At 40.4% G+C, this 23,776-nt stretch carries 24 protein-coding genes and 2 pseudogenes; 10 read left to right on the plus strand and 16 right to left on the minus strand.

Annotation, left to right across the window (positions count from 1 at the left end; all coding sequences use genetic code 11):
• The 5 genes and pseudogenes from CSQ79_RS00005 to CSQ79_RS00025 form a co-directional block, all read left to right on the plus strand.
• Positions 1 to 539: photosynthetic reaction center family protein (locus CSQ79_RS00005; protein WP_502693895.1), on the plus strand; the 539-nt coding region annotated here is incomplete at its 5' end.
• A 136-nt stretch (positions 540 to 675) separates the two neighbouring features.
• Positions 676 to 1,275, plus strand: a pseudogene (recR, locus tag CSQ79_RS00010) (recombination mediator RecR); the annotation flags it as partial.
• 465 nt (positions 1,276 to 1,740) lie between these two features.
• Positions 1,741 to 2,748, plus strand: coding sequence for a response regulator (locus CSQ79_RS00015; RefSeq protein ID WP_099699177.1), 1,008 nt, complete (start codon positions 1,741 to 1,743; stop codon positions 2,746 to 2,748).
• 142 nt (positions 2,749 to 2,890) lie between these two features.
• Positions 2,891 to 4,291 (plus strand): bifunctional UDP-N-acetylglucosamine diphosphorylase/glucosamine-1-phosphate N-acetyltransferase GlmU, encoded by a 1,401-nt coding sequence (gene glmU, locus CSQ79_RS00020; protein WP_099699178.1) that lies wholly within the window; start codon positions 2,891 to 2,893, stop codon positions 4,289 to 4,291.
• Between the two features lie 63 nt (positions 4,292 to 4,354).
• Positions 4,355 to 4,771 (plus strand): annotated as a pseudogene (locus tag CSQ79_RS00025) (DUF29 family protein).
• Here the strand turns inward: CSQ79_RS00025 and CSQ79_RS00030 are convergent.
• Positions 4,768 to 5,709, minus strand: a complete 942-nt coding sequence (locus tag CSQ79_RS00030) for an isoaspartyl peptidase/L-asparaginase (RefSeq protein WP_099699179.1) — start codon at positions 5,707 to 5,709, stop codon at positions 4,768 to 4,770. The pseudogene CSQ79_RS00025 and the gene CSQ79_RS00030 sit on opposite strands and share 4 nt — an antisense overlap.
• Before the next feature lie 219 nt (positions 5,710 to 5,928).
• Positions 5,929 to 6,081 carry a DUF2256 domain-containing protein gene (locus CSQ79_RS00035; protein ID WP_099699180.1) on the minus strand — a complete coding sequence of 51 codons (153 nt, stop codon included), beginning with the start codon at positions 6,079 to 6,081 and terminating at the stop codon, positions 5,929 to 5,931.
• A gap of 57 nt (positions 6,082 to 6,138) precedes the next feature.
• Between CSQ79_RS00035 and CSQ79_RS00040 the strand changes: the two genes are divergently transcribed.
• Both CSQ79_RS00040 and CSQ79_RS00045 read left to right on the plus strand, forming a co-directional pair.
• Positions 6,139 to 6,882: an RNA methyltransferase gene (locus tag CSQ79_RS00040; RefSeq protein ID WP_099699181.1), complete on the plus strand. Its 744-nt coding sequence runs from the start codon at positions 6,139 to 6,141 to the stop codon at positions 6,880 to 6,882.
• Positions 6,883 to 7,032: 150 nt separating this feature from the next.
• Entirely contained in the window at positions 7,033 to 8,568 is a 1,536-nt protein-coding gene (locus CSQ79_RS00045) for a serine hydrolase (RefSeq protein ID WP_289500089.1), read from the plus strand.
• A 37-nt stretch (positions 8,569 to 8,605) separates the two neighbouring features.
• Here the strand turns inward: CSQ79_RS00045 and CSQ79_RS27205 are convergent, their stop codons facing one another.
• Positions 8,606 to 9,181, minus strand: a complete 576-nt coding sequence (locus CSQ79_RS27205) for a M23 family metallopeptidase (protein WP_289500090.1) — start codon at positions 9,179 to 9,181, stop codon at positions 8,606 to 8,608.
• A 414-nt stretch (positions 9,182 to 9,595) separates the two neighbouring features.
• Between CSQ79_RS27205 and CSQ79_RS00055 the strand changes: the two genes are divergently transcribed.
• Both CSQ79_RS00055 and CSQ79_RS00060 read left to right on the plus strand, forming a co-directional pair.
• Complete coding sequence (locus CSQ79_RS00055) at positions 9,596 to 9,823, plus strand: hypothetical protein (RefSeq protein ID WP_099699183.1); 228 nt, start codon at positions 9,596 to 9,598, stop codon at positions 9,821 to 9,823.
• A gap of 6 nt (positions 9,824 to 9,829) precedes the next feature.
• On the plus strand, positions 9,830 to 10,213 hold the full coding sequence (locus tag CSQ79_RS00060; protein ID WP_099699184.1) for a hypothetical protein: 384 nt from the start codon (positions 9,830 to 9,832) through the stop codon (positions 10,211 to 10,213).
• Positions 10,214 to 10,400: 187 nt separating this feature from the next.
• On the opposite strand, the gene obgE is transcribed toward CSQ79_RS00060, so the two are convergent.
• Complete coding sequence (gene obgE, locus CSQ79_RS00065) at positions 10,401 to 11,429, minus strand: GTPase ObgE (protein WP_099699185.1); 1,029 nt, start codon at positions 11,427 to 11,429, stop codon at positions 10,401 to 10,403.
• 118 nt (positions 11,430 to 11,547) lie between these two features.
• On the minus strand, positions 11,548 to 12,222 hold the full coding sequence (locus CSQ79_RS00070; protein WP_099699186.1) for a Mo-dependent nitrogenase C-terminal domain-containing protein: 675 nt from the start codon (positions 12,220 to 12,222) through the stop codon (positions 11,548 to 11,550).
• 103 nt (positions 12,223 to 12,325) lie between these two features.
• On the opposite strand from CSQ79_RS00070, the gene CSQ79_RS00075 reads away from it, so the two are divergent.
• Positions 12,326 to 12,694, plus strand: a complete 369-nt coding sequence (locus CSQ79_RS00075; RefSeq protein WP_289500091.1) for an EamA family transporter — start codon at positions 12,326 to 12,328, stop codon at positions 12,692 to 12,694.
• On the opposite strand, the gene CSQ79_RS00080 is transcribed toward CSQ79_RS00075, so the two are convergent.
• The 11 genes from CSQ79_RS00080 to CSQ79_RS00130 all read right to left on the minus strand — a co-directional run bounded on the left by CSQ79_RS00080 (position 12,691) and on the right by CSQ79_RS00130 (position 23,655).
• Positions 12,691 to 13,752 (minus strand): glycosyltransferase family 4 protein, encoded by a 1,062-nt coding sequence (locus tag CSQ79_RS00080; RefSeq protein WP_099699187.1) that lies wholly within the window; start codon positions 13,750 to 13,752, stop codon positions 12,691 to 12,693. The two genes, CSQ79_RS00075 and CSQ79_RS00080, sit on opposite strands and share 4 nt — an antisense overlap.
• Before the next feature lie 8 nt (positions 13,753 to 13,760).
• Complete coding sequence (locus tag CSQ79_RS00085; RefSeq protein ID WP_099699188.1) at positions 13,761 to 14,630, minus strand: glycosyltransferase family 2 protein; 870 nt, start codon at positions 14,628 to 14,630, stop codon at positions 13,761 to 13,763.
• Between the two features lie 73 nt (positions 14,631 to 14,703).
• Positions 14,704 to 15,780: a glucose-1-phosphate thymidylyltransferase gene (locus CSQ79_RS00090; RefSeq protein ID WP_099699189.1), complete on the minus strand. Its 1,077-nt coding sequence runs from the start codon at positions 15,778 to 15,780 to the stop codon at positions 14,704 to 14,706.
• Positions 15,752 to 16,654, minus strand: coding sequence for a dTDP-4-dehydrorhamnose reductase (rfbD, locus tag CSQ79_RS00095; protein WP_099699190.1), 903 nt, complete (start codon positions 16,652 to 16,654; stop codon positions 15,752 to 15,754). The genes CSQ79_RS00090 and rfbD overlap by 29 nt, the downstream gene beginning before the upstream one ends.
• Before the next feature lie 198 nt (positions 16,655 to 16,852).
• A complete protein-coding gene (rfbC, locus tag CSQ79_RS00100) occupies positions 16,853 to 17,398 on the minus strand; it encodes a dTDP-4-dehydrorhamnose 3,5-epimerase (protein WP_099699191.1) in 546 nt (181 codons plus the stop codon).
• A complete protein-coding gene (locus tag CSQ79_RS00105) occupies positions 17,395 to 18,390 on the minus strand; it encodes a lysylphosphatidylglycerol synthase transmembrane domain-containing protein (RefSeq protein ID WP_099699192.1) in 996 nt (331 codons plus the stop codon). Before CSQ79_RS00105 ends, rfbC begins: the two co-directional genes overlap by 4 nt.
• A 4-nt stretch (positions 18,391 to 18,394) precedes the next feature.
• Positions 18,395 to 19,021 carry a class I SAM-dependent methyltransferase gene (locus CSQ79_RS00110; RefSeq protein ID WP_099699193.1) on the minus strand — a complete coding sequence of 209 codons (627 nt, stop codon included), beginning with the start codon at positions 19,019 to 19,021 and terminating at the stop codon, positions 18,395 to 18,397.
• Positions 19,022 to 19,036: 15 nt separating this feature from the next.
• Positions 19,037 to 20,005: a glycosyltransferase family 2 protein gene (locus CSQ79_RS00115; protein ID WP_099699194.1), complete on the minus strand. Its 969-nt coding sequence runs from the start codon at positions 20,003 to 20,005 to the stop codon at positions 19,037 to 19,039.
• A 1-nt stretch (position 20,006) separates the two neighbouring features.
• Positions 20,007 to 21,761 carry a hypothetical protein gene (locus CSQ79_RS00120; protein WP_099699195.1) on the minus strand — a complete coding sequence of 585 codons (1,755 nt, stop codon included), beginning with the start codon at positions 21,759 to 21,761 and terminating at the stop codon, positions 20,007 to 20,009.
• Positions 21,762 to 22,138: 377 nt separating this feature from the next.
• Positions 22,139 to 22,690, minus strand: coding sequence for a hypothetical protein (locus CSQ79_RS00125; RefSeq protein ID WP_099699196.1), 552 nt, complete (start codon positions 22,688 to 22,690; stop codon positions 22,139 to 22,141).
• A gap of 170 nt (positions 22,691 to 22,860) precedes the next feature.
• Entirely contained in the window at positions 22,861 to 23,655 is a 795-nt protein-coding gene (locus tag CSQ79_RS00130) for a methyltransferase domain-containing protein (protein WP_099699197.1), read from the minus strand.
• Positions 23,656 to 23,776 lie beyond the last annotated feature (121 nt).

Here is a 23,776-nt window from a genome sequence, read left to right on the forward strand (position 1 = left end):
TCATGTTAGTGTTCCAAGCCGAGCACAACATCCTGATGCACCCGTTCCACCAGTTAGGAGTAGCAGGAGTATTCGGTGGTGCACTATTCAGCGCCATGCACGGTTCACTAGTCACCAGCTCGTTAGTGCGTGAAACAACCGAAAGCGAAAGCCAAAACTACGGCTACAAATTCGGACAAGAAGAAGAAACATACAACATCGTAGCAGCACACGGCTACTTTGGACGTCTAATCTTCCAATACGCTAGCTTCAACAACAGCCGCAGCTTGCACTTCTTCCTCGCAGCATGGCCAGTAGTCGGCATCTGGTTTACCTCCTTGGGCATCAGCACCATGGCGTTCAACCTCAACGGCTTCAACTTCAACCAGTCAGTGATAGACTCACAAGGTCGCGTGATTGGCACATGGGCAGACGTGCTCAACCGCGCTAACTTGGGTATGGAAGTCATGCACGAGCGCAACGCTCACAACTTCCCTCTCGACTTAGCAGCAGGCGATGCTACTCCAGTTGCTTTAACTGCTCCTAGCATCAACGGTTAATTGGTAGTCATTACCTCAAGATCTACAAAAAGCGCTCCTGTATATAGGGAGTGCTTTTTGTTGTTAATGCAGCAATCTCATATGCTAGAGGTTATCCAGAATAGTTAGGATAGTTGTGGAGTAATTAAGGAGAACGACAACGGTTTACGCACGTCCTTTAGCGCGTTTAATTGAACAACTACAGCGCTTACCTGGAGTTGGACCCAAAACTGCCCAGCGCTTGGCATTACACATTTTAAAAAGACCAGAAACCGAGATCCAAGCTTTGGCGCAAGCATTAATTGATGCCAAACAGCAAGTAGGCTTATGTTCAGTTTGTTTTCATTTGTCAGCTGAGCCAGTATGTGAAATTTGTCGCAATACGAATCGTGACGATCATACTATTTGTGTTGTCAGTGATTCTCGCGATGTCATTGCTTTAGAGAAAACGAGAGAGTATCATGGCAAGTACCACGTGTTAGGTGGTGTGATTTCACCTATGGATGGAATTGGACCAGAACAGCTGACAATTCAGTCTTTAGTTCGGCGAGTTAGCCAGCAAAAACCCAAAGAGATTATTTTGGCTATTAGCCCTAGTGTTGAAGGGGAGACTACTACTTTATATCTGGGTCAGCTATTAAAGCCATTTACTCGAGTTACGCGAATTGCTTTCGGTTTACCTGTAGGTGGCGACTTGGAGTATGCAGATGAAGTCACTCTTGCAAGAGCACTTGAAGGTAGACGAGAACTAGATTAAAAGCAAAGCTAAATACTCTTGTGTGGGTGCTTATACATTGTTAGAGCATCATCTTTTTTACTAAATGCTACCAATTTTACTAGTTTATAGGTGAAGTGAAATGGGAACCTTAGAGAAAATTCAATAGAGACGCTCTATCTTTAGTATCCATAAGATCTGCGTAAATGAAGACAAACCTACGTGAAAAAACTGATTTCCTCTGGCTCAGAATTAAGGATACTGTAAGTGTCAGTACTACTTGAGCAAAAGCTGATTTAGATAAAATTGGTATGTTTTTACGAACTTGGATGATAGCAAAGCTTGTCGTTTTTACATCTGATCAGCACAGAAGTTTAGTCGTACATAACGGAGACAGATTAAGCTTTCGAGGCAGCAATGACTTTTTGCCACAATATTTTGAGATAATGCCAAGCATAACTTAAACCGTGATTATTAGGGAGTTGGAGTGTTACTTCTTTACGATTGATGATCTCTACGTTGTACAAAGCAGAAAGTTCTCTAGTGAACCATTTTGATTTAGAGCCGCCAAAAATTTTGGTAGTTGACGACCACGCCGCAAGCCGGATGACTGCAGTTGCTCTTCTTGCAGTAGAAGGATACGAAGTTTTGGAAGCAGACAGTGGTGTCACAGCACTAGATCTGGTGATACGAAGTCAGCCTGACTTAATCTTGCTCGATGTTATGATGCCAGGAATGGATGGTTTTGAAGTTTGCCGTCAACTCAAGCAAGACGAACAGACTCGCTTGATTCCTGTCATTTTTATCACTGCTTTAAATGATAGGCGATCGCGTATTAGCGGAATCGAAGCTGGAGGAGATGACTTTCTGACAAAACCTTTTGATCGGCTAGAATTAGCAGCCCGTGTCAAATCACTTGTACGACAAAAAAGCTTAAACGAAGATTTGGATCATGCAGAACAGGTGCTGTTTTCCATTGCTCAGGCAATAGAAAGTCGAGATCCCAATACTGGTAATCATTGTCAAAGATTGGTGGAGTTGAGTAAAGCTTTTGGAGAATATCTCCAGCTTTCGCGAACACAAATGCGTAATTTGCAGTGGGGAAGTTATCTGCATGATATTGGTAAAGTCGGAATTCCTGATGCGGTATTGCTCAAGCCAGGAAAGCTAACGATAGACGAATGGGAAGTTATGCGCCAGCACGTCCTGATTGGGGAAAAAATTTGCTTGCCTTTACGGACAATGCAGGGAGTTATTCCAATCATTCGCCATCATCACGAGCGTTGGGATGGCTCTGGCTATCCTGATGCTTTGGTAGGAGATGCGATTCCGTATTTGGCTCAGGTGTTTCAATTAATTGATATTTACGATGCTCTCACTAGCGAACGTCCTTACAAACGAGCTTTATCGGGCGAAGCAGCACTGCAAGTCATTGAAGAGGAAACAACAAAAGGTTGGCGCAATCCTGAACTTGTTCAGCAGTTTACTGAGTTTATTCGTATTGCCTCTCATTAAAATACGAGAAAAGTGTTGATTGACGATAGATGTAGCTCAAGAAGACTTGATATTAAGCAGCAGCTTGATCTAATTAGCTGATATCATTAACCCGACGTATAAAATTTATAAGCTGGTGCTCATAGCCACTCAATAGCTCATTATGGTAGCGGTAGCAATTTTAGCAGCAGGACGTGGAACACGCATGAAATCTTCTCTCCCGAAGGTACTGCATCCTTTAGGAGGACGATCTATAGTAGAACAAGTTCTTCAAAGTTTACAGGCAATTTCACCAACACGATGTCTCGTTATTGTTGGCTACCAAGTAGATCAAGTAAAAGCCTCTTTAGCCAAGATAGACAACGTATTTCCATTTGAATTTGTAGAACAAACAGAGCAGCTAGGAACAGGTCATGCTGTTCAACAAGTCATACCGTATTTAGAAAACTTTACGGGTGATTTACTTGTACTTAATGGCGATGTTCCTCTGTTACGAACAGAAACGCTACAACAGTTACTACAAACTCACAAAGAACATCAAAATGCTGCCACAATCCTCACTGCACAATTACCAAATCCGCAAGGGTATGGGCGGGTATTTTGTGACGAAGGTAATATTGTCCAACAAATTGTAGAAGACCGCGACTGTTCTGCTGCACAAAAACAAAATTGTCGCATTAATGCTGGTGTTTATTGTTATCGGTGGTCAGACTTAGCTGATGTATTACCACGATTGCAATCTAATAATAATCAAAAAGAATACTACTTGACAGATACCGTCAATTTCTTAAATCCTGTAATGGCAGTTGATGTCGAGGATTATCAAGAAATTCTAGGAATTAACGATCGCCAACAGCTAGCAACTGCTTACAGTATTTTGCAAGAGAGAGTCAAGTCAAAGTGGATGGCTGCAGGTGTCACACTGATTGACCCAGACAGTATAACTATCGACGACACTGTACAAATTCAACCTGATGTCATTATTGAACCACAAACGCATTTACGAGGACAAACAGTGATTCAATCAGGTTGTCGCATTGGACCTGGTAGTTTAGTTGAAAATAGTTCTTTGGAAGAGAATGTCAGCGTGCTGTACTCTGTGATAACCGATAGTCGGGTTGCAGCAAATACTCGGATAGGTCCCTACGCTCACTTACGCGGTCATGCATCAGTTGGTGCAGGATGCAAGATTGGTAATTTTGTTGAGTTGAAAAATAGTCAGCTAGGCGATCGCACGAATGTGGCTCATTTATCTTACTTAGGAGATGCCACACTGGGAACGCAAGTCAATGTAGGTGCAGGTACGATTACAGCTAATTATGACGGTGTACAAAAGCATCCTACAAAAATTGGCGATCGCTCTAAAACTGGTGCTAATAGTGTTTTAGTTGCACCGTTAAATATTGGTAATGATGTCAACATCGCTGCAGGTTCAGCAGTAACAGAAGATGTTCCTGATGATTGTTTAGTCATTGGTCGGGCGCGTCAAGTTATTAAACCAGGTTGGCGGTTGAAAAGAAGGGGTCAGGATTTAGAGGGCAGGGATCGGGGAGAAAAAGAGTAAGATTCCTCTAGTAATGTGGGGTAGGCAAGATGCCTACCTATTAATACTAAAAACTGCAATAGGATGGAAGAATTACTAGAGCTTAGGGAACTACTACAGCAAGGCAAGGTTGACGAAGCTTTGCTATTAGTAGATGAGTTGGAAGACATGAGCCTAAGTGACAAAATTAATAAAATTGACAGTTATGGCGTCATACTACTAGTGCATCTAATTAAACAGCAGGCAGAAAAGCGGTCAACCCGCTCTTGGGAAATTTCAATTGAAAATGCAGCCCGAGAAATCAGCAAACTCAACAAATGTCGCAAAGCTGGTGGATATTACTTATCACCAAAATAATTAAGTGAGATCCTGCAAGAAGGATACCAAATTGCACTCAAGCGAGCATCTGTAGAAGTATTTGAAGGACGTTTTGAGGCTGAAGAAATAGAAAATATGGTTGATCGGCAAGCGATTTTGTTGCAGGCGATCGCATTACTTTAGCAATAGCTTGTCAAATCGTCACCGATCCATTCCAACGTATCGCCTACTTGTTCGCCTGTATGATAAGCAGCCAAGAGCACTTCACTTGTTTTTCCCCAGGCGATCGCACCTGTGGCGTCAATTGCAATCGCGCCTAAATCACGTTTATGTTGGAATGCTTCAGTAAACGAGCGTTGCATTGCTTCTGATAAAGCCAAACCATCAGTGACACGAATAACGATCCGTGGTGCTAGACATTCATCAATAATATCTTCGCCAATTCCAGTACAACTTACTGCAGCGTGGGCTGTTGCATAATTACCAGCAGGCATTGCTGAATCACTGACACGCCCAATGCGCTCAAAGCCTTTACCGCCAGTTGAAGTTCCTACTGCTAAGCGTCCTTGGGTATCGAGTGCAACAACGCCAATTGTGCCACGTCCTGCATTACTCGATTCTACTAATTCTTTTTCGGCAACGACTCCTGCCATTTTTTTCTCAAAATTATCTTGTCTTTCCTGAAGCCACTCTTGTAACCGCAACTCAGTCAAAGCATCATAACTAGGAATTTGCAGTTCGCGTAACAACTCTGCCGCACCATAGTCTGATAACACGCGATCTGCTGAAGTTTGCAAATTATTAGCAAGATCAATAGGGTGCTGTACTCGCGAAACATTAATCACACCACTAAAGCGCTGATAACTGCCATCCATCAGCGATGCACTCATCCTAATCTGACCGTCAGATTGCAATACCGAACCAGTACCAGCATTAAAGCGGGGATCGTCTTCTAATAATTGACAGCCAAGAACGACAGCATCAGTAGCCGCTGCACCCGCACGTAACAGTGCATAAACTTCTTCAATCACTGCGTAGAGCGATCGCCGAATAATTTCTACTCCACCTTTACTTTTGAGGGAACTACCAGCCCCGCCATGAATAATTAACTTTGGTTGCACTCGTCATCCTAAAATTTTAGATTGGTGATTTTAGATCTTAGATTATCTAGAGAAACGATTTAGTAATATCTGGTAAATATTGCTCAAATTTTCTAGTTATCAGGCTTGGTAAATGGTAAATGGTAATTGGTCATTAAATTTAGTGTCTGTGTAGCTAAATGCTGATTGCCAAGTGCTAAAAGCTTTCTTATTACCTATTACCCGTTACCTGTTACCAGATTAATCTGCACTTGAGCGCCGACGGCGACAGCGTTCAGAGCAATATTTTACATCATCCCAACAATCTGCCCATTTTTTCCTCCAAGTGAAGGGACGTTGACAAACTGGACACATTTTTGTGGGTAAGTCAGATTTTGTGCGGGTACGAGCCATGTTAGGTTATCGATACATTGTTACTTTAATTTTAAGAAATATTACTGAGCAAGTGTTATGTCAGCAACTGCCCGTTGTTCTGGAGTGCGAATAGTTTTAGTAGAGCCAGCAGGGGCTTTAAATGTAGGGGCGATCGCTCGTGTGATGAAGAATTCTGGACTAGAACAACTAGTGTTAGTCAATCCACAATGCGATCCCCTGTCGCCAGAAGCACGGCTGATGGCAGTTCATGCAGCAGATATATTAGAAAGTGCAGTTCAAGTCACAACGTTACCAGAAGCTTTATTTAACTGTACGCGAGCGATCGCTACAACTGCACGCGATCGTGACATAGGAATTACACTAGAACATCCGCGTCATGCACTGCCGTGGTTAATTGAACCACAAAACACTGCACTCATTTTTGGACCAGAATATCGCGGCTTGAGTAACGAAGAATTAAAATACGCGCAACGCTTTATCCGCATTCCTACAAGCGATCAATATCCATCACTCAATCTAGCTGCATCTGTAGCAATTTGTAGTTATGAATTGTTTCAGTGTGTTGTGCAGTCAAACGTTAAAGAAACACCTGACTCGGATACGGTTTCCTTTGATGCCTTAGAGGGATATTATCAGCAACTTGAGCAAATCTTGCTGGAGGTTGGTTATCTCTACCCACATACTGCTGCGAGTCGCATGCAAAAGTTTCGCCAAATTTTTAATCGCGCGCAGTTAACAACATCTGAAGTAGGAATGCTACGAGGGATACTCTCTCAAATACACTGGGCGTTGCAGCAGAAAACTGAGCAAGAAAGGTAAATCTGACATTATACCAGTACAAATGAACTATTTTGCGTTATTTTAAGCGCAATTGATGCCATTTCTTTATAGATTGGTATAAACTAAGTTGCCAACGCCACATATTTCCTAAAAATAAAGCGCAGTATTAGGGTGCTTGAGGAGTTAACTGTGAAACAGCTGTCTGCTACAGAGTTGAAAGTCTCACACAAAATCCCAGTTTCAGATGGTACAACCACAGCCCGACGGGAAGTCAGTCGTTCCTCGGCTAGCAGTCAGCAAAAGATGAGAAGTAGTAGAAATCAAGCAGCAACTACTAAAACGTCATCTGCACAGCCATCAGCTTCAACAACAGCTAGTAGCAATCGTAAATCAGTTGACTTGCCACTGAGTCCACAAGTTATTAATCGTAGTTCTAGGGTAAATCAACCAAATTATACAAATCAAAACGGCGTTCAGAATGTAGATGTTAGAGAACCATTCATGCGAGTAACACTACCTCAGGAAGTCAATGAGAAAAAACGCGTTGTTGTGAATAAAGCGTTTCCCAGCACTAGCACTCATGCAGTTATGCCTCGTTCGCACGGAGAAAAACGCACTCATCGCCGCAAAACCACCATCTTGACAAAATCAATACTTTATACGTTTAGGTTACTCATTTTAGGTGTAGGCATAGGAGCGATCGCAGGAACGTTGTTATCAGTATTAGATCCTACAAACCGCATTAAAGCAGAAACGCCAACTGCAGAAACACACTCAGAAGTCACAGAAGTAGCTATAGTTCCAGGCTCAAGGTTGAAGTTAACTCAAGAGATGAGTTCGTTGAAAACGACAGTAGAACAGTTAGCCGCAAAACAAAAAAATTTACTACCAGGAGTCTTTTTCGTTGATTTAGATACTGGTGGCTATTTGGACGTTAATGGTAACACAACTTTTGCTGCTGCTAGCATGATTAAAGTACCGCTCCTTGTGGCATTTTTCCAAGATGTTGATGCAGGGAAAATTCGCTTGGATGAAAGCCTAACGCTAAAGAAAGAGTTAATTGGCGGAGGATCGGGCGATATGCAATATAAGCCGCTAGAAACAAAATTTACAGCGTTGGAAACTGCAACCAAGATGATTGTGATCAGCGACAATACAGCAACCAACTTGCTGATTGAGCGCATGGGTGGAGTAGCAGCGTTGAATGAGCGGTTTTTGAGTTGGGGTTTGACAGCAACACAAATTCGCAATCTTCTGCCAGATTTGGAAGGCACAAATACGACAAGTCCTAAAGACTTAGCACATTTAATGGCATTAGTCAACGAAGGAGACTTGATGTCAATGCGATCGCGCGATCGCATGCTAGATATTATGCAGCGTACAGTAACTAACACTTTGCTACCACGCGGTTTAGGTGAAGGAGCAACAATTGCTCATAAAACTGGTGATATTGGTTCTTTGGTAGGCGATGTTGGTCTAGTTGATATGCCGAATGGTAAGCGCTATATTGCCGTAGCAATGGTAAAACGTCCCCACAATGATGGTCGCGCTCAAGAGTTAATTCGTCAAATTTCGCGGGCAGCCTACCAAGAATTGAACAAGCCCAACTTAGAGCAAATTCTCCGGACAACACCTTTTGTAACAACTTCTCCAGCAGCAAATTCAGCAGAAACAGGTAGTTCTTCTACTGTAACGCCTGAAACACAGCCATCTACTTCTAACTAACAAAGCAAGATCTCGCTTGTGGCAAATGCTTCCGCAATCAATAGACTAAGCTATTTCGCAGTAGAAATCTGCCAGAAAACGTCATAGGAACACCCGTTCCATCTAAAATTGTCTCTCCACTATTTTCTTGTCGCGCATGGATGTGAAGATGAGGTTCGGTTGTATTTCCTGAATTTCCTACCTGGGCGATCGGTTGATTTACGCTCACGAATTCTCCTTGATTGACAACAATGCTTCCACTCATCAAATGAGCAACTAATATTTCAACGCGATCGCAGGCGATTAGAACATAGTTTCCTGCAGGATGTTGTCGATCTGTTTCTGGTGGAATTAAGTCAGGGAAACTATTAATAGCATTTATAACTTTTCCTGTACATGGGCTGTAGACAGTGTCCTGAAAGATCGCATATTTTGTTAGTTCTGTTGGGTAAAGTCCATTTGCTCTAGTGCCAAAGCTATTAAGTTTTACAAGATCCAGTGCATATTGTTGAGCGCGGTTTGTATTGTGGTAATTAATAATCGAGCTATTTCCACCATGAGCTACATAATATGTACCGTCTTTTAATGGGAAAGCAAATTCAACAGGTTTGTCATGAAAAGAAAAGCCTTGCAAAGTCAGAAAACTGAAATAAGCAAATATTATTATGATGAAGAAATTAACACCCAAAGAAGATAAAGATTGATATTTTTTGATTGGATAAAAGGGTAAATGCCGAACTTTTTTATATGACCTAAGTACTGCTATGAAAAATAGAATGACAAGAATAAATCTTAAGTAGTAACTTAACCAATCCCATCGTCCTGAGAAGAAAATATAAATAGTGTAGAGCGTATTTACTAATATATTGAGTAACCAATCAAGCTTACTTTTGGCTTCACCCCTCCACAACATAGAGAAAAAAATAGTAGGAAGGAGGAGATGGGTAATTAAAAGCAATCCTATTTCAATCAGCATGTTACTTGAACGGCAATTCTGCACTTTAGATGTTTAGGCAAGAAGATATTACTTGAGACAAAGGAGCAACAGATGTTCAATGAGTTAAAAGTTGCTTACCTGCTTTCGCTTATTATTGCAATCTTGACCTTTGTCGCAGCTGCAGGTGGACTTGTTATTCAAGATCTGTATCGAGACAACTTGTTTGTTACTTCTGGATGGTTTGGAAATGATTTGGTAACGCTAGTTGTTGCATTTCCTATTTTAGTTATAGCTCTCATACTGTCAGCACGAGGTTCACAGCGGGCGCAACTCGTGTGATTGGGAATGCTGAACTATACGCTTTACAATTTTGCCTTTTACCTGTTTGGGGCAGCTTACAATCGCTTTTTCCTCATTTATGCAGCGCTATTCACGCTATCAATTTTTGCGCTGATCTTTGGGCTAGTAGGAGTTAATGTCAAAGAAATTAGTCAGAAATTCCGTGCTAAAACACCAGTGAAATTGATTAGTGCTTATATGTTGTTTGTCGCGATCGCCCTTGGTGGATTTTGGATTTCGCAGGCACTGAATTTCATTTCCACTGGGCAAGTTCCCCAGATAATTGTCACAGTAAATGGCTCTACTAATATTATTGCGGCTTTGGATTTATCAATGGTAGTGTCAATATTTCTCTTAGGTGCAATCTGGCTACGGCAACACCAGCCTTAGGGTTATGTGCTGGGAGTCATTGCCAATATCAAAGGTGCTGTTTATACGTTAGCATTGACTGCTGCTACGATATCTGCTGCTTCTGGTGTCGCAGATATGACATTAGTTCCTTTATGGGGATTTTTGTCGCTAGGTAGCTTCATTGCAAGCTTGTTGCTTAGAAACTTGCGCTCTCATGGTTAGTGGCTCAAGGCATATTTAATGACTGAGTGACTTCTTGCGGTGTATCAACAGTATCTAAAACAGACCAGATGTGCTGAAGTAGTGGTTCTAATCCTTGGCGAGTAGCAGCAGAAATGAGAAAAAGGTTGTTACTGTAATGTGCAAATTTCTGAGAAATTTCTCTGATCGTATCTTCATCAACAGCATCAATTTTATTCAACGCTAAAATTTGTGGGCGATCGGGTAGTCCGCGTCCGTATGCGTGTAACTCTTGCTGAATTGTTTGATAATCAGTGACAGGATCGGCAGCAGTAGCATCAACTAAATGCAGTAGTACGCGAGTACGTTCAATATGACGCAAGAAATCATGACCTAACCCTGCTCCCTGATGAGCACCAGCAATTAAACCTGGAATATCAGCAAAAACTGTGCCATCACCTGTTGGTTTACGAACGACACCCAAATTAGGGATTAGCGTTGTAAAGGGATAATCAGCTACTTTGGGGCGGGCTGCGGAAAGGGCAGCAATTAACGTTGATTTACCGGCGTTAGGAAGTCCGATAATTCCAACTTCGGCTAATAACTTTAACTCAAGGCGCAGCAGGCGTTTTTCTCCTGGTAAACCTGGAAGTGCATACTCAGGGGCGCGATTGCGATTACTCAAAAAATATTTATTTCCGAGTCCACCTTTACCACCAGCAGCGACGCACAGTGTTTGTCCTGGCGTGACTAAATCGCCTAATAGTTCGTTTGTTTCTGCGTCGTAGATAACAGTACCGCAAGGAACTTCAATAATGCGATCGCTTCCTGAAGCCCCTGTCCGATTATTTGGTCCACCACGCGAACCATTTTCAGCTTGGAAACGATGTGCATATCGAAAGTCTAGTAAAGTTTGTAGATTTTCCGCTGCAACTAAAATAACTGAACCTCCATTTCCCCCATTTCCCCCAGAAGGTCCTCCTGCTGGCACGTATTTTTCACGACGGAAAGCTACAATTCCATCACCTCCTGAACCTGCTTCAACTTCAACTTCTGCTTGATCGATAAATTGCATAGTTTTTGGGAATGGGTAATGGAAAAGCACTTAGCACTTAGCATTTAGCCTAACAAAAGCTAATAGCCAATAGCTAATCGCTATTTAATGACCAATTACCAGTTACCAGTGTTAATGACTAACAATATTCTGTGACATCTTCATGACACTCATCAGCAAGATAGGACAATGCACGAAAGCGTAATCCGACAAGTTGCTCATAAAGCGGGTTCAGCTTACACAGAGGGGGAATGTGGACAACTTTCTTGCCAAAAAGTTTGACATCGCGCTCAAACGGGCACTGCGGTGGAATCATTTTACACAAGAAGCGGGCAACTTTAGGATCGTGAATATCGAGTCCATCAAGCCAATCACGCACAGGATGCAAGACATCGATCTGTGTTTGTTCGGTGGTTGGTAAAGACGTTGCATCAACATTTGCGGGAAGATCGCATAACGTTTGACGCAAAGCAACCAGTACCGTTTCTTGTAACTCTAAAGCTTGGCAGAATTGATGAATAATTTCATCTTCGATCGAGGAGTAAGTACCATCGGCGATCGCTACCATCACAGCAGTCCGTAAAAAATTTTCTGCCGCAGTTGGATCGTCTTTTAAAACAGCAGCTAACTCTTCTGGGGTAATTTTTTCAAAGGATTCTAGTTTTGAATCAATAGTAAGCTCTTGAGTTAAAGCAGTAATGAGTTCTTGCTCTTGGGGATCGAAGTCACCATCCGCCCAAGCGATTGACAGTAATCCTCGTAACCAGGCTACGATTTGTTCGTTTGTGTAAGGAGATTTGACAACGCTTGTCATAGTATAAATAATAAATAATTTTCCGAGACTATCCTAGCGCTGGTAGTAGCCTATCTGGCTGTAAACTAGAAAACCGAGTTGCTGAATCTATAGGCATAAATTTGTGACGCTACCAGAGTTTGGATTATTTCTCATTTCGATCCTAGCGAGTGTGGCTGGGCAATGGCTGCTCAAAGCAGGCGCTATAAAACTAGGTAGAGTAGATGCGAATAATTTTGTTAGCCATGTGTTGGGGATAATTACAATTCCAGAATTACTTGCCGGATTAACGTGTTACGCTTTAGGCGCGATCGTCTATATTTTAGTGCTGACTCGCGTTAAACTCAGTGTTGCAGGTCCGGCGGTGGCTTTGGTATATGTCTTTTCGCTGCTGATTGGATATTTTGTCTTTCGAGAAGCGATTCCTTTCAGCCGAGTAGTTGGGTTAGGACTCATTATCTGTGGCGTTGTTCTCGTGATTTGGAAAAGTTAGAGATAGCGAGATAATACCTCAACGGTAGCTTGTCCAGTTTTTGCCCAACTGAAATTATTTGCTCTAGCACAACTTAGTTCAGAAAGATGCGATCGCAATCCAGATTCCGTTGCAATTGCTTGCATTGCAGCAGTAATTTCTGCAGTGTTATAAGGATCGACTAGTAGGGCGGCGTCTCCCGCAACTTCGGGTAATGAAGAAATATTCGAGGTAATGACTGGAGTTCCACACGCCATAGCTTCTAATACAGGTAGCCCAAAGCCTTCCCACAAGCTGGGAAACACAAGTGCGATCGCTTGATTGATAATTGTCGGTAAATCTTGATATTTTACATAGTCGAGAATTTTGATGCGATCGCTGATATTAAGTTCGGCGGCGGCTGTTTGTAGTGCAGGAGTATAGCGAGGATCGAATGGTCCTGCTAACCATAGTTCATAATCGCATGGCAATGCCGCAAAAGCAGTAATTACTCGATGTAAGTTTTTGTAAGGATCGTGGCGTCCAATGTAGAGGAAGTAGTTACTCGTCGGTAAATCAATAAAGCGAAAATGATTGACGTCATGCGCTAGCAGAATTGGGGTAATCTTATTTGCACTAATACCAAAAAAGTCTGTGATGTCTTTAGCTGTGGCTTGGGAGATGCAGAGAATATGTTCAGCTTGCTTTAAGACTTGTGGGACATAGTAACGGAAGTACGATGTTAGAGGAGAACGATTAGGAAAATGCAGTGGAATCAGGTCGTTCACATTAACGATGTAACGGCATTGAGTATATAAAGGTGCTTCTGGAATTGGAGAGAACAGAAGATGCGATCGCAGTTTTTTGTAAATTTGTGGCAGTTGAAACTGCGTCCATGATAAACGACGGATATGACCGCGCCAACCTTGCTCTGCAGTTTGATTAGAAGGAACTATATAGCAATTGTGTGCAGTAATCTGCTGATTAACGAGCAATGTATGATCAATTTGCAAATGAGGTATCAGATTTAATGCATAAGTACTTGTTCCAGTAGGGCGACTTAGCAAATAGGATAAATTTATGATTAATTTTCCTGGCATTACATTTATCAATCGCAATTTATTTTAAGTGGATATTTCTTAAAGTTTAATATTAGCAAGATAATTTTTAGATATTTCTTTTTTATTGTTGCTCTTATCAAAAACTTACTTGTTAGATAGATTCTCAGCAATATTTGCTCCCATAAAGGTCGGTGCTTTTGATAGTAATAAATTTGACTGCGTCGATATTCAACAGCCATTAAATCAGAAATATTTCGAGACGAATAACCCCTAATATGCAGTAAAGACACTTGGGGTGCATAAATTATTTTCCATCCTTGCTCTTTCACTCGCAGGCACAGATCAACATCCTCAAAATACATAAAAAATCTTTCGTCAAAACCTCCTACTAACTTAAAGATTTTCTTTCTAATGAAGAAGGCTGCACCAGTGACAAAGCTTACTTCGCTTTGAGTGCTTATATTTTGCTCATCTAGATTATTTTTACTTTTTATAAGAAACTCTTGCCAAATACTTAATACTGAATGATTTGAAGACTGTAGCGTTCCATCAAAGTTTAAAATTTTTGGACCAACAACTGCAATATTTGGTTCTTTTTCTAACAATTCGACTAAAGGGAATAATATATCATCTTTTATCAAAGTATCAGGATTTAAAAATAGTAGAAATTCACCTTGAGCTAGATTTACACCTGCATTACTTCCTGCACCAAACCCCGTATTTTCTTGTTTATGAATAGTGAGTCGAGGAAAATTCTGTTTGACTAAAGCGACGCTACCATCTGTAGAGCAGTTATCGACTATGATGATTTCATATTTAATACTCTGTATGTATTTCTGTATTGACTTTAAGCAATTTACTAATACTTCTCCAGCGTTATAATTAACAATAATGATAGAAACTCTTACTTGTTCCATTATGATTGGACTAAAATCATATTATGCTGAGATATCCGCGTTCAATAATAATGTGAATTTACCAAAATACGCGCTATGCTAGTTCAATTTGGCAGTCATCACCAATAAGAAATCGCAAAGCTTTAGGACGTCTTGCGGCTACTGTCAGTTGAGCACATTGTCCAATGACACTATCAATAATTCGTTGATGAATTCGATCAATTCTTGCGCCTTGGAGAACAACGCTGTGTTCAATGTCCGTTTCGATGATCGTTGCTTGATCGGCAATACTACTGTAGGGACCAATGAAACAGTTTTCTAAATAGCAATTACTACCAATGATGACTGGACCGCGTATTGTGCAGTTAATGACTTTAGAACCAGGACCAATTTGGACGCGCCCAATAACTTGACTATGCACATCTACTTCGCCAAGATTGGAGGTTTTGAGGTAAGTATCGAGAATCAGGCGATTAGCTTCTAAGAGATCGTCTTTTTTTCCTGTATCTAACCACCAGCCTTCAAGTTGACAAGCTGAAACTTGTTTTTGCTGATCGATTAAACATTGAATTGCATCAGTAATTTCTAATTCTCCTCGTGCAGACGGTTGAATGCAAGCGATCGCTTCATGAATTGTGTGAGAAAAGAAGTAAACACCAACTAAAGCAAGGTTTGAAGGGGGAACTTGTGGCTTTTCGATTAACTCTAAAACGCGCCCGTATTCATCGACTTTAGCAACACCAAATGCACTAGGATTCGCTACTGGACGCAGTAGAATTAAAGCATCGTGTTGTTTTTGGGTAAATTGCTGGAGAAAGTAGCTTAAGTCTCCTTGCTGAATTAAGTTATCACCCAAGTACATGATAAAGGGGTCATCCTTCAAAAAAGACTGGGCAATTTGAACTGCATGAGCAAGACCAGCAGGTTTATCTTGCAGGATATATGTAATATTGGCACCAAAGCGATCGCCGGTTCCTGTTTTATTTTTGACCTCGCCTCCCGTTTCTGGACTAATAACAATACCTATATCAGTAATTCCGGTAGCAACGATTTCTTCGATACCGTACCAAAGAATTGGTTTATTGGCGACAGGTACAAGTTGCTTTGCGCCAGTATAAGTCAGAGGACGCAAGCGTGTCCCTTTACCGCCGGAGAGAATCAGCGCTTTCATAACTATTTGTGTAAAGTTCTGCTAGCATTTTCCTAAGTCCTTGTCGCCAGTGAGGCGATGGAGTTCCCAGAACTTTGGTTATTTTCCCACACGCGAGAACCGAATAAGCAGGTCGTTGCGCCAAAGTAGGATATTCGGGGGTAGTAATAGGAATTACGCGCTGGATTTTGAGAGGAAAACCGAGTTGCTGGGCTTCTTCAAAAATCGCGATCGCAAAATCGTACCAGCTAGCAACACCACTGTTGGTATAGTGATAAATTCCAGTTGGAATATTAAGTTCAAGTAATTGGACGATCGCACAGGTAATATCGCCTGTCCAAGTTGGACTCCCAATTTGATCTGCGACTACACGAATTTCTTCGCGTTCTGTACCCAGTCGCAGCATAGTTTTGACAAAGTTATTACCGTAGCTACCGTATACCCAAGCCGTCCGTAAGATAGTGTATTGATTGCATTCGTCTTGAACTGCTTGTTCCCCACCGAGTTTTGATCGTCCATAAGCCCCTAAGGGATTTGTCGCATCGATTTCTTGGTACGGGTGACTTTGACGACCATCAAATACGTAATCTGTAGAAATATGAATCAGATGTGAATTGAATTGTTGTGATTCTGCGGCTAAGATACCAGGTGCGATCGCATTAATTATAGTTGCGAGTTCTGGTTCAGTTTCAGCTTTGTCTACGGCTGTATATGCCGCAGTATTGATAATGATCTGAGGTTGGACTTTGCGGATAATTTGACGCAGGCTATCAGGTTGTGTCAAGTCAATTGTAGGGCGTCCTACCGCAGTAACATCTGCTACGGGTGCGAGGTAGCGTTGCAGTTCTTGACCTAATTGACCTGTGTTACCAATCAGTAAAATTGACCATCTCATGCAGTTAATTTAAAACAGTCTTGCCATGCGGATATCATAGCGGATTGTGTGGGAACTTATTGTGAGCCTGGCGAATAAATTCGCGGCTCAATAGACTAAGTTCACCTCCGTGGACTAACAAAAGCAGCATAAACTTATGAAGATAGGTTTTGTTTGTGTAGCTGTGGTTTTAACCGAATCAGCTTTTTTCTGACTTGATCAAGCAAAGACTTCAGCTTGGTGAAACGGTTGACCTGCTTGGTCTTTCTGTGAAAGTATGGGTGGAGTTGAAATAGACCAATCAATTGCAAGATCTGGGTCATTCCACAAAATACAACGCTCGTGCTGTGGTGCGTAGTAGTCTGTCGTTTTATAAAGAACTTCAGCGCTAGGAGAGAGAACTAAGAACCCGTGGGCAAAACCTGGAGGAACCCACAATTGGCGTTTATTCTCAGCACTCAAGATACAACTAATCCATTGACCAAAAGTGGGAGAACTTTTGCGGATATCTAAGGCGACATCAAGGATCGTACCAGCGATCGCGCGGACTAACTTCCCTTGAGGTTGCTGAATTTGGTAATGTAATCCCCGCAGGACATTCTGTTGCGATCGCGAATGGTTATCTTGAACAAAGTGTAGCGATAGTCCCACTTTATCGGCAAAAGCTTTCTCATTGTAGCTTTCAAAAAAGAAGCCGCGATCGTCACCAAAGATTCGAGGCTCAATCATCAAAACTTCAGGTATCTCAGTCGGTAATATATTCATCTTCTTATTGTTGCGCTTCTCACAGACAGACCAACCCAGCTAAATACGCCATAGATGCCTGCAGCTAGAATAACTATGACATGCATTACAATACCAGCAGTCAGCATGCGGTAGGAATCAAATCCGAGTAAAGTAAAACCAAACACCCAACCCGCTTCTAAAGTGCCGATATTACCTAATGTACTGATGGGTAGTAACTGAGTTAAGTTAGCTAAACTCGAACCTAATACAACTTCTGAGAAAGACATGGAGAAGCCAAGGGACTGTAAAACGACCCAAAACAAGATAAATATTGCTAACCACAACAAAATTGAGTAGCTAAAAAGTTTTAAGTGAAGCGAAAGTTGGCGATAAATCAGCAACTCATTATAAAAACTTTTAATTAAATTATTGACCTTTATAAAAAAATTATTAATTCCTTTATAAGTAGTTACTCTTGCTCTCGAAGTACGTGCTAGTTGCTGATTTTTTGTCATGAATATGAATAAGCCTATAACAAGTGCGATCGCTACTAAACTCAAAACTAAAGAACTTAGCCAAAAGCTAGCGATTCTCCCCTGAAGTACAGCAACTCCAACCCCTATACTTACGATACTTGCTAGTGCTAAAGCATCATGAATGCGTGTTAATAATAGTGATGCTACTGAACTAATGTAAGGATAATTTGAATAGCGCTTCAGTAACAAAGGTAAACTTAATTCTCCCGATCTTACAGGCAAAATATGATTAAGGAACTGATATATACAAGTAATTTGAAAAATTAAAAAAAAGGGGATACTTGTTTTAACTGAAAGCAGTTCAAAAAAACGCAATGCTCTTAATATTTGAGTAATTCCTACCAAAAAGAATAGTTTTATTACACCTTCCAAACCAACCTGCGACAATGCAGACAAGACATCAGAAGGTTTTAAAATACTTCCCAAAACAACTATCAAACAGACAGTAAAAAATATACTCCAAACTTTTTTACTACGAACTAAACTATAAATCATTGTGTTATTTAGTTTGAGCTAAAATCACCGTCCACGGTAATAGAGATTTTACGCTTAATATCTCAAATTTCGTTTTTACTAGTTTGATAAAACCTCTACGCGACCAGTGTTGAATATGTCCAGGGCTGTTACCAAACTCAGTAAAATAAGCACCTCTTAAAAAATTGAGTGTTCTAAATATTGGTTCTCTAGGAACGCTTAGAATACAGTATGGTGCAGCAACGCTAGCTAGTTTTTCTAAGCCTAATTGAGGATGTTCTAAATGCTCTAAGACTTCACAACATACAACTAAATCTGCTTGGTCTGTAGCCTTTTGTAAGTCGTATATACTTTTTTTCTCAAACGAGAGTCGAGAATAATCAACTCTACTTTTTGCAATATCAAGAATTTTATCTGAGATATCTGTGCAGTGCAAAGAAGCGTTTGTTTGACTCAGTATTTGAGTGACATGACCTTCGCCACATCCTACTTCAAGAATAGATTTAGGATGTATTTGACTGATAAGTTCAATAATAGCTTGATCAAACTGATATAGTAAATACCTACCAACTGGATTCTTCATTTCATACTTGTTCGATCCAGTGCCAACAACTATACCGTCTTCTATTAATGGGAGGTGCTTTTGATTCATGGCAAATAGTCTTAATTAATGATACAGTTGCAGATTTTCATCAATCACTTCAGCAACCTGTTGTTCTACACAGTCCGAGTGAGAATATCGTGTTAATAGCTCTGCTAGTACTCCTAGAGAAATCAATTGAACAGATAGAATTGTGGACAATATACCAAAAAATAGCAGTGGGCGATTTCCAATTGGACCTAAACCAAGGAACCATAAAATGACGAGATAGATAATTATCGCACTTCCTAAAAGACCAAAAAAAAGTCCTATCTTACCGAATAAATGCCCTGGTTTATATAAGTAACGAGTAATCACAAGTACAGTTAATAAATCAATAAAACCACGCGAGTAACGTTCCCATCCATACTTAGATTTTCCATATTGTCTGCGAAAGTGACAAACTCCTACTTCTCCCACTCTAAATCCTAGACTATGAGCAAGAACTGGAATGTATCTATGTAGTTCTCCGTAGAGTTTTATGCAGTCTAAAACTTCTTTACGATAAGCTTTAAAACCACAATTAAAGTCATGTAGAGGAATACCAGCAATTTTTGCTGTTACCTTGTTATATACCTGTGAAGGTAATGTTTTAGAAATAGGATCATTTCTGTTTTGACGCCAACCTGAAACTAAATCAAAGCCTTGTTCCAACTTGTTTAAAAACTTAGGAACTTCAGCCGGATCGTCTTGGAGATCGGCATCAATAGTAAAAATAACACTGCCTTTTGCTTTTTTAAACCCAGCAAAAAGTGCTGCTGATTTACCAAAGTTTCTGCGGAGTTTGATGCCCTTAATTTGTGTAGGATATTGATGAATTAAATCTTTAATATGAAACCAAGAATGATCGACACTTCCGTCATCTACAAAAATAATTTCATATTTGCTAACCCTTTCTTGAAACATCACTCCGCGAATTTTTTCTGACAAAGTAGCAATCGTTGCTTCTTCGTTGCATACAGGAATGACAAAACTAATACCGATACCAGGTGACATATTAATTTAGTTCTTTAAATGGAGTTGTCTGATACAGTTTGTAAGTATTTTGTAGCTTGATCCAATTTGATTGAGGTGCACTAGCGTAGGCAAATAATGTTTGGTCTTCTGGTGAAAGGCGGACGTATCCTTTCCAACCCGAAAATTCGTAAGATGTATCTAGTGCTTTAGCAACATCTAGACGAGGAAAACCCGTGAGTGCAAAACCACGTATTATGTTGTTTTGATTTAAGATGGCAATGCAGTTGATGTCCCGATGTTGGCGATCGCCCGCCCAACCCTCTACTTTAGCTATGTCAGGTGTTAGCTTAGTTAGATTATCGAAAACCCCTGGCAATACCTGTGGAGTTGAAGGTTTTAGTAAATGAGAGCTAAGCTGTTGATTAAATGGACACAAGCTGTCTGCTTGAAAAGGTCGATGAAATGGAACTAAACGGTTTTGTTTTAGAGCATCTGTTAAATTTAGAAATTGCTTAGGAGCGGGACTAATAACCTGCTTGATAATGTTTTTATCAGTCACTCCGAGTTGAACTGACAGAGTTACCAACGGTTGTAAAGAAGCTGCACGCGCGATCGGTTGAGATGCTTCAGTTCCAACTCTGTACATCGACAGAATCAATACAGTTAGCCCTGCTAATAGTGGTGTTAGTAATTGCCAATAAGTATTACCATGTCGTAAAAATTTTTGCAACCCTATCGCAACAAGCACAGTCAGACTTAGCCAAAACAAACTTGGTAAAGAGGCATAGCGCGATTGAATTGCCGATGCCATACCAGCTCCCGAACGACTCACTGCTGCCATCAATGCAGTTCCGATGACATAACCTTGTAAGACTAGCCACGGTAGCCAAGAAGTGCGAATGATTTTAGCTTGTGGATTTAACCAGTAACCTGTACAGCAGATAGCAATTATCAAACCAACAATACCGATGCTACAGGCAGTAACAATATCAAGGGTAAAAACTGCACCTAAATATGTGGGAATGAATATCAGGATATCGCTAACGCTTCGTGATAAAGGCGGATGATAACCAGGAGTTTTGTAAGTAAGGAGATATATACTGCAAATGGCGATCGCACAACCGACGTACAACAACACAACCCGTATCGGTAAGCGCATCAAAACAACAGCAGCGCATAATACTGGTAATACAGCGATCGCAGTACTATAAGTCAGAGTGCCTAGTAAAGCAAAAAATAAGCTACCAATTGCCCAAAATATTTTTTGTGAGCATACAAGCTTTGTTAAGCAAAAGATAGAAGCAGTAACGAACAGATTTGCTCCTATCCAAGCCACACCACTAAAGCCTCGCATCCAATTATGTGCTGCAGCAGGTGTAAAGCAAAAAATTGAGATACACAACAGCACTACAACAAATAAACTGCGAGAACGTCGTAAATCATTGGGTAGCAGTGCCGCTAAAAGTATAGCTTGCCCTATGGCAAATAAAAATGTGATGCATGATAAACCTATATTTGAACCTTTTGTAACAATTATGTTGAAAGCATAAATGACTGCAGGAATTAAAACTAAATGCTCGTTAGAACGAACTAACCAGTCAGTAGGTCGAGATGAAAAGCCATCAGTTGAATAAAAATGACTAATGATGTCCCAGTAGTCATAGGTGGAAATTTCGCCTGATTGTGTAATCCAGTAAAAAATGTAGGCAGCTGGTAAAACAATGACGATCGAAGCGACAGCTAAATGGAATTGTTTTTTGCTGAAAGTCGGAGCAAGGCTGCTTTTGTAAGGCATACGATCTGTTCCACACACCTAAAAAACGTGGCGTAGCGTAACTGTATCCAAGTCTTCTGACTCACTCGCCGTACATTGGAGTTGAGCTATCTAGGGTTCATAATACATTGCTCAAGATAATATCAAAAATCGTATACAAAACTTACATTACAAACCTGGTATAGCTGCGAATTCTTCAGTTGAATGTGGGAACAGCTGCATCACAATATGCAAAACCTATGTTTTGCACAATCAGAAAGCTTTTTAAGCTATATATCTATTAAGTTGACAAATACTTATAGATTTACTATCAACTATTTAAACTATTTATTAAAGTTTTATGCTTTGTTTGGTTTAAGTATTAACCTCATTCACTAGCTGCTTTCTTAATACAGCTACTACCTAGTGACAACTATTTCAGGTGTAGTGGTTAACTGCGTAGCTTCTTTAGTTTCAGAATCATAAGCCCAAGCCTTAAGAATTACTGAACCTTCAGGAAGTGTAGCAGCATCAATATTTATATTCCAACCAGAGTTAGCAAAAGCAGAATTATTTAAAATCTTGACAATATCTGGTCTTTCTACATTGACAGGGGCTACTGCAACAACAGTATCATTATCTCCATAGGTGATAATGACGTTATCTGCTGGTCTTCCTTTGTTTGCAAGAATAGCCCACCCATAAACATTTATAGGGTTAGTTCCAGATACTTCTACTCTGGTAGCATTAGAACCATTAACAGCATCAAAAAAGCCTTGAGCACCTGTAGAAGTCGTTGTGAAATTAATTTCTCCTACATTAGTTACTCCAGGAATATTGGCAGTTGGTGACGGGTTAGCTGAATCTGGAGATGTAGTAGTGGTTTGATTAGTAGGACATGCAGCTAAAGTAAGTGATATAGCTGTAATTAATAAATTGGTTGGATGTAGCAACTTTTGAATTTTAAGCATGATTTCCTTGCTTACCTAATAAATTGGTTATGCTCTTAAAAAGTAGTTGATATAACTCTTTCAAGCAGCTAACAATATAAATTAAGTATGTATGCTCAAAGTGGCTTTTATTTTATGTTTATAAAAGTCTACTATATAAATTGATGAAATTATATTTTCTCCAAAACAAGCTATTTTTGTATCTGTAGTGACTCCATTGTTTTTCTGAGAATAACAATAAACTCTATTTGATTTTTTTGAAGTAACTCAATTTCAAGTGGTAATGATAAAGAATTTCGGCAATAAAGCAAGAGTTCTAAAAATTCGATTTGCGTCCAAACATGAAAATGGATGCTGTAGTTTATAGCAAGCAAGTTTTCAGCCCTAGTTGCAACGTTACTATCTGCTGCTTTTTCAACAAGTCTTGCCCATTCTTCGTAATGCGATCGCTCTGACCAGCTTCCTCCTTCTTCATAGTCGCGAATGATGTGTTCTAATGGAGTTATGGGGCGATCGCAATCAAATGTGTAGCGTTTATCTGGTACAGCCATATATAAAACTCCACCAGGTTTTAAAACTCTTAGCCAATTTTCTAGAGAAAATATAGGGTTTTGACAATGCTCGATCACATGATTCACGATGACAAAATCTAAAGAATCATTAGGTACAGTCGTCAAAACTTCGCCATCATCGATAATATCTGGTTCTACTAAGTTGTGTGCTGCGAGTTCTGGATATTGTTGTCTGAGTTCCTCTACTGATATCCTATCTACATACTGAATGTTTACTTCCGCTGGAACTTGTAGTGGTGAATGTAAAGCTCCAATTTCAATACCATGACCAGTTAAATATTTAGCAGCAATTTGTTGGCGTAAATCACTCTCTACACTAGCAGTACTAGTTGCTGGCTTATTCGTTGTAGATGCAAGTAAGTTTAGCTTACGTGCTAATGTACTAACTGGAGCAGTCAATGTTTTCAGTTTCATCTATAACTCGACTTTGTTGTATGGGTAGTATCACTTGTTTTATGGTGGTTAACAGCTAATAGTTAATAATGAATTATTAATCTACCAACCGTTGACCATTAACCGAAACAGCCTTTAAATT

The organism is Gloeocapsopsis sp. IPPAS B-1203 (assembly GCF_002749975.1).
Lineage (GTDB): Bacteria > Cyanobacteriota > Cyanobacteriia > Cyanobacteriales > Chroococcidiopsidaceae > Gloeocapsopsis.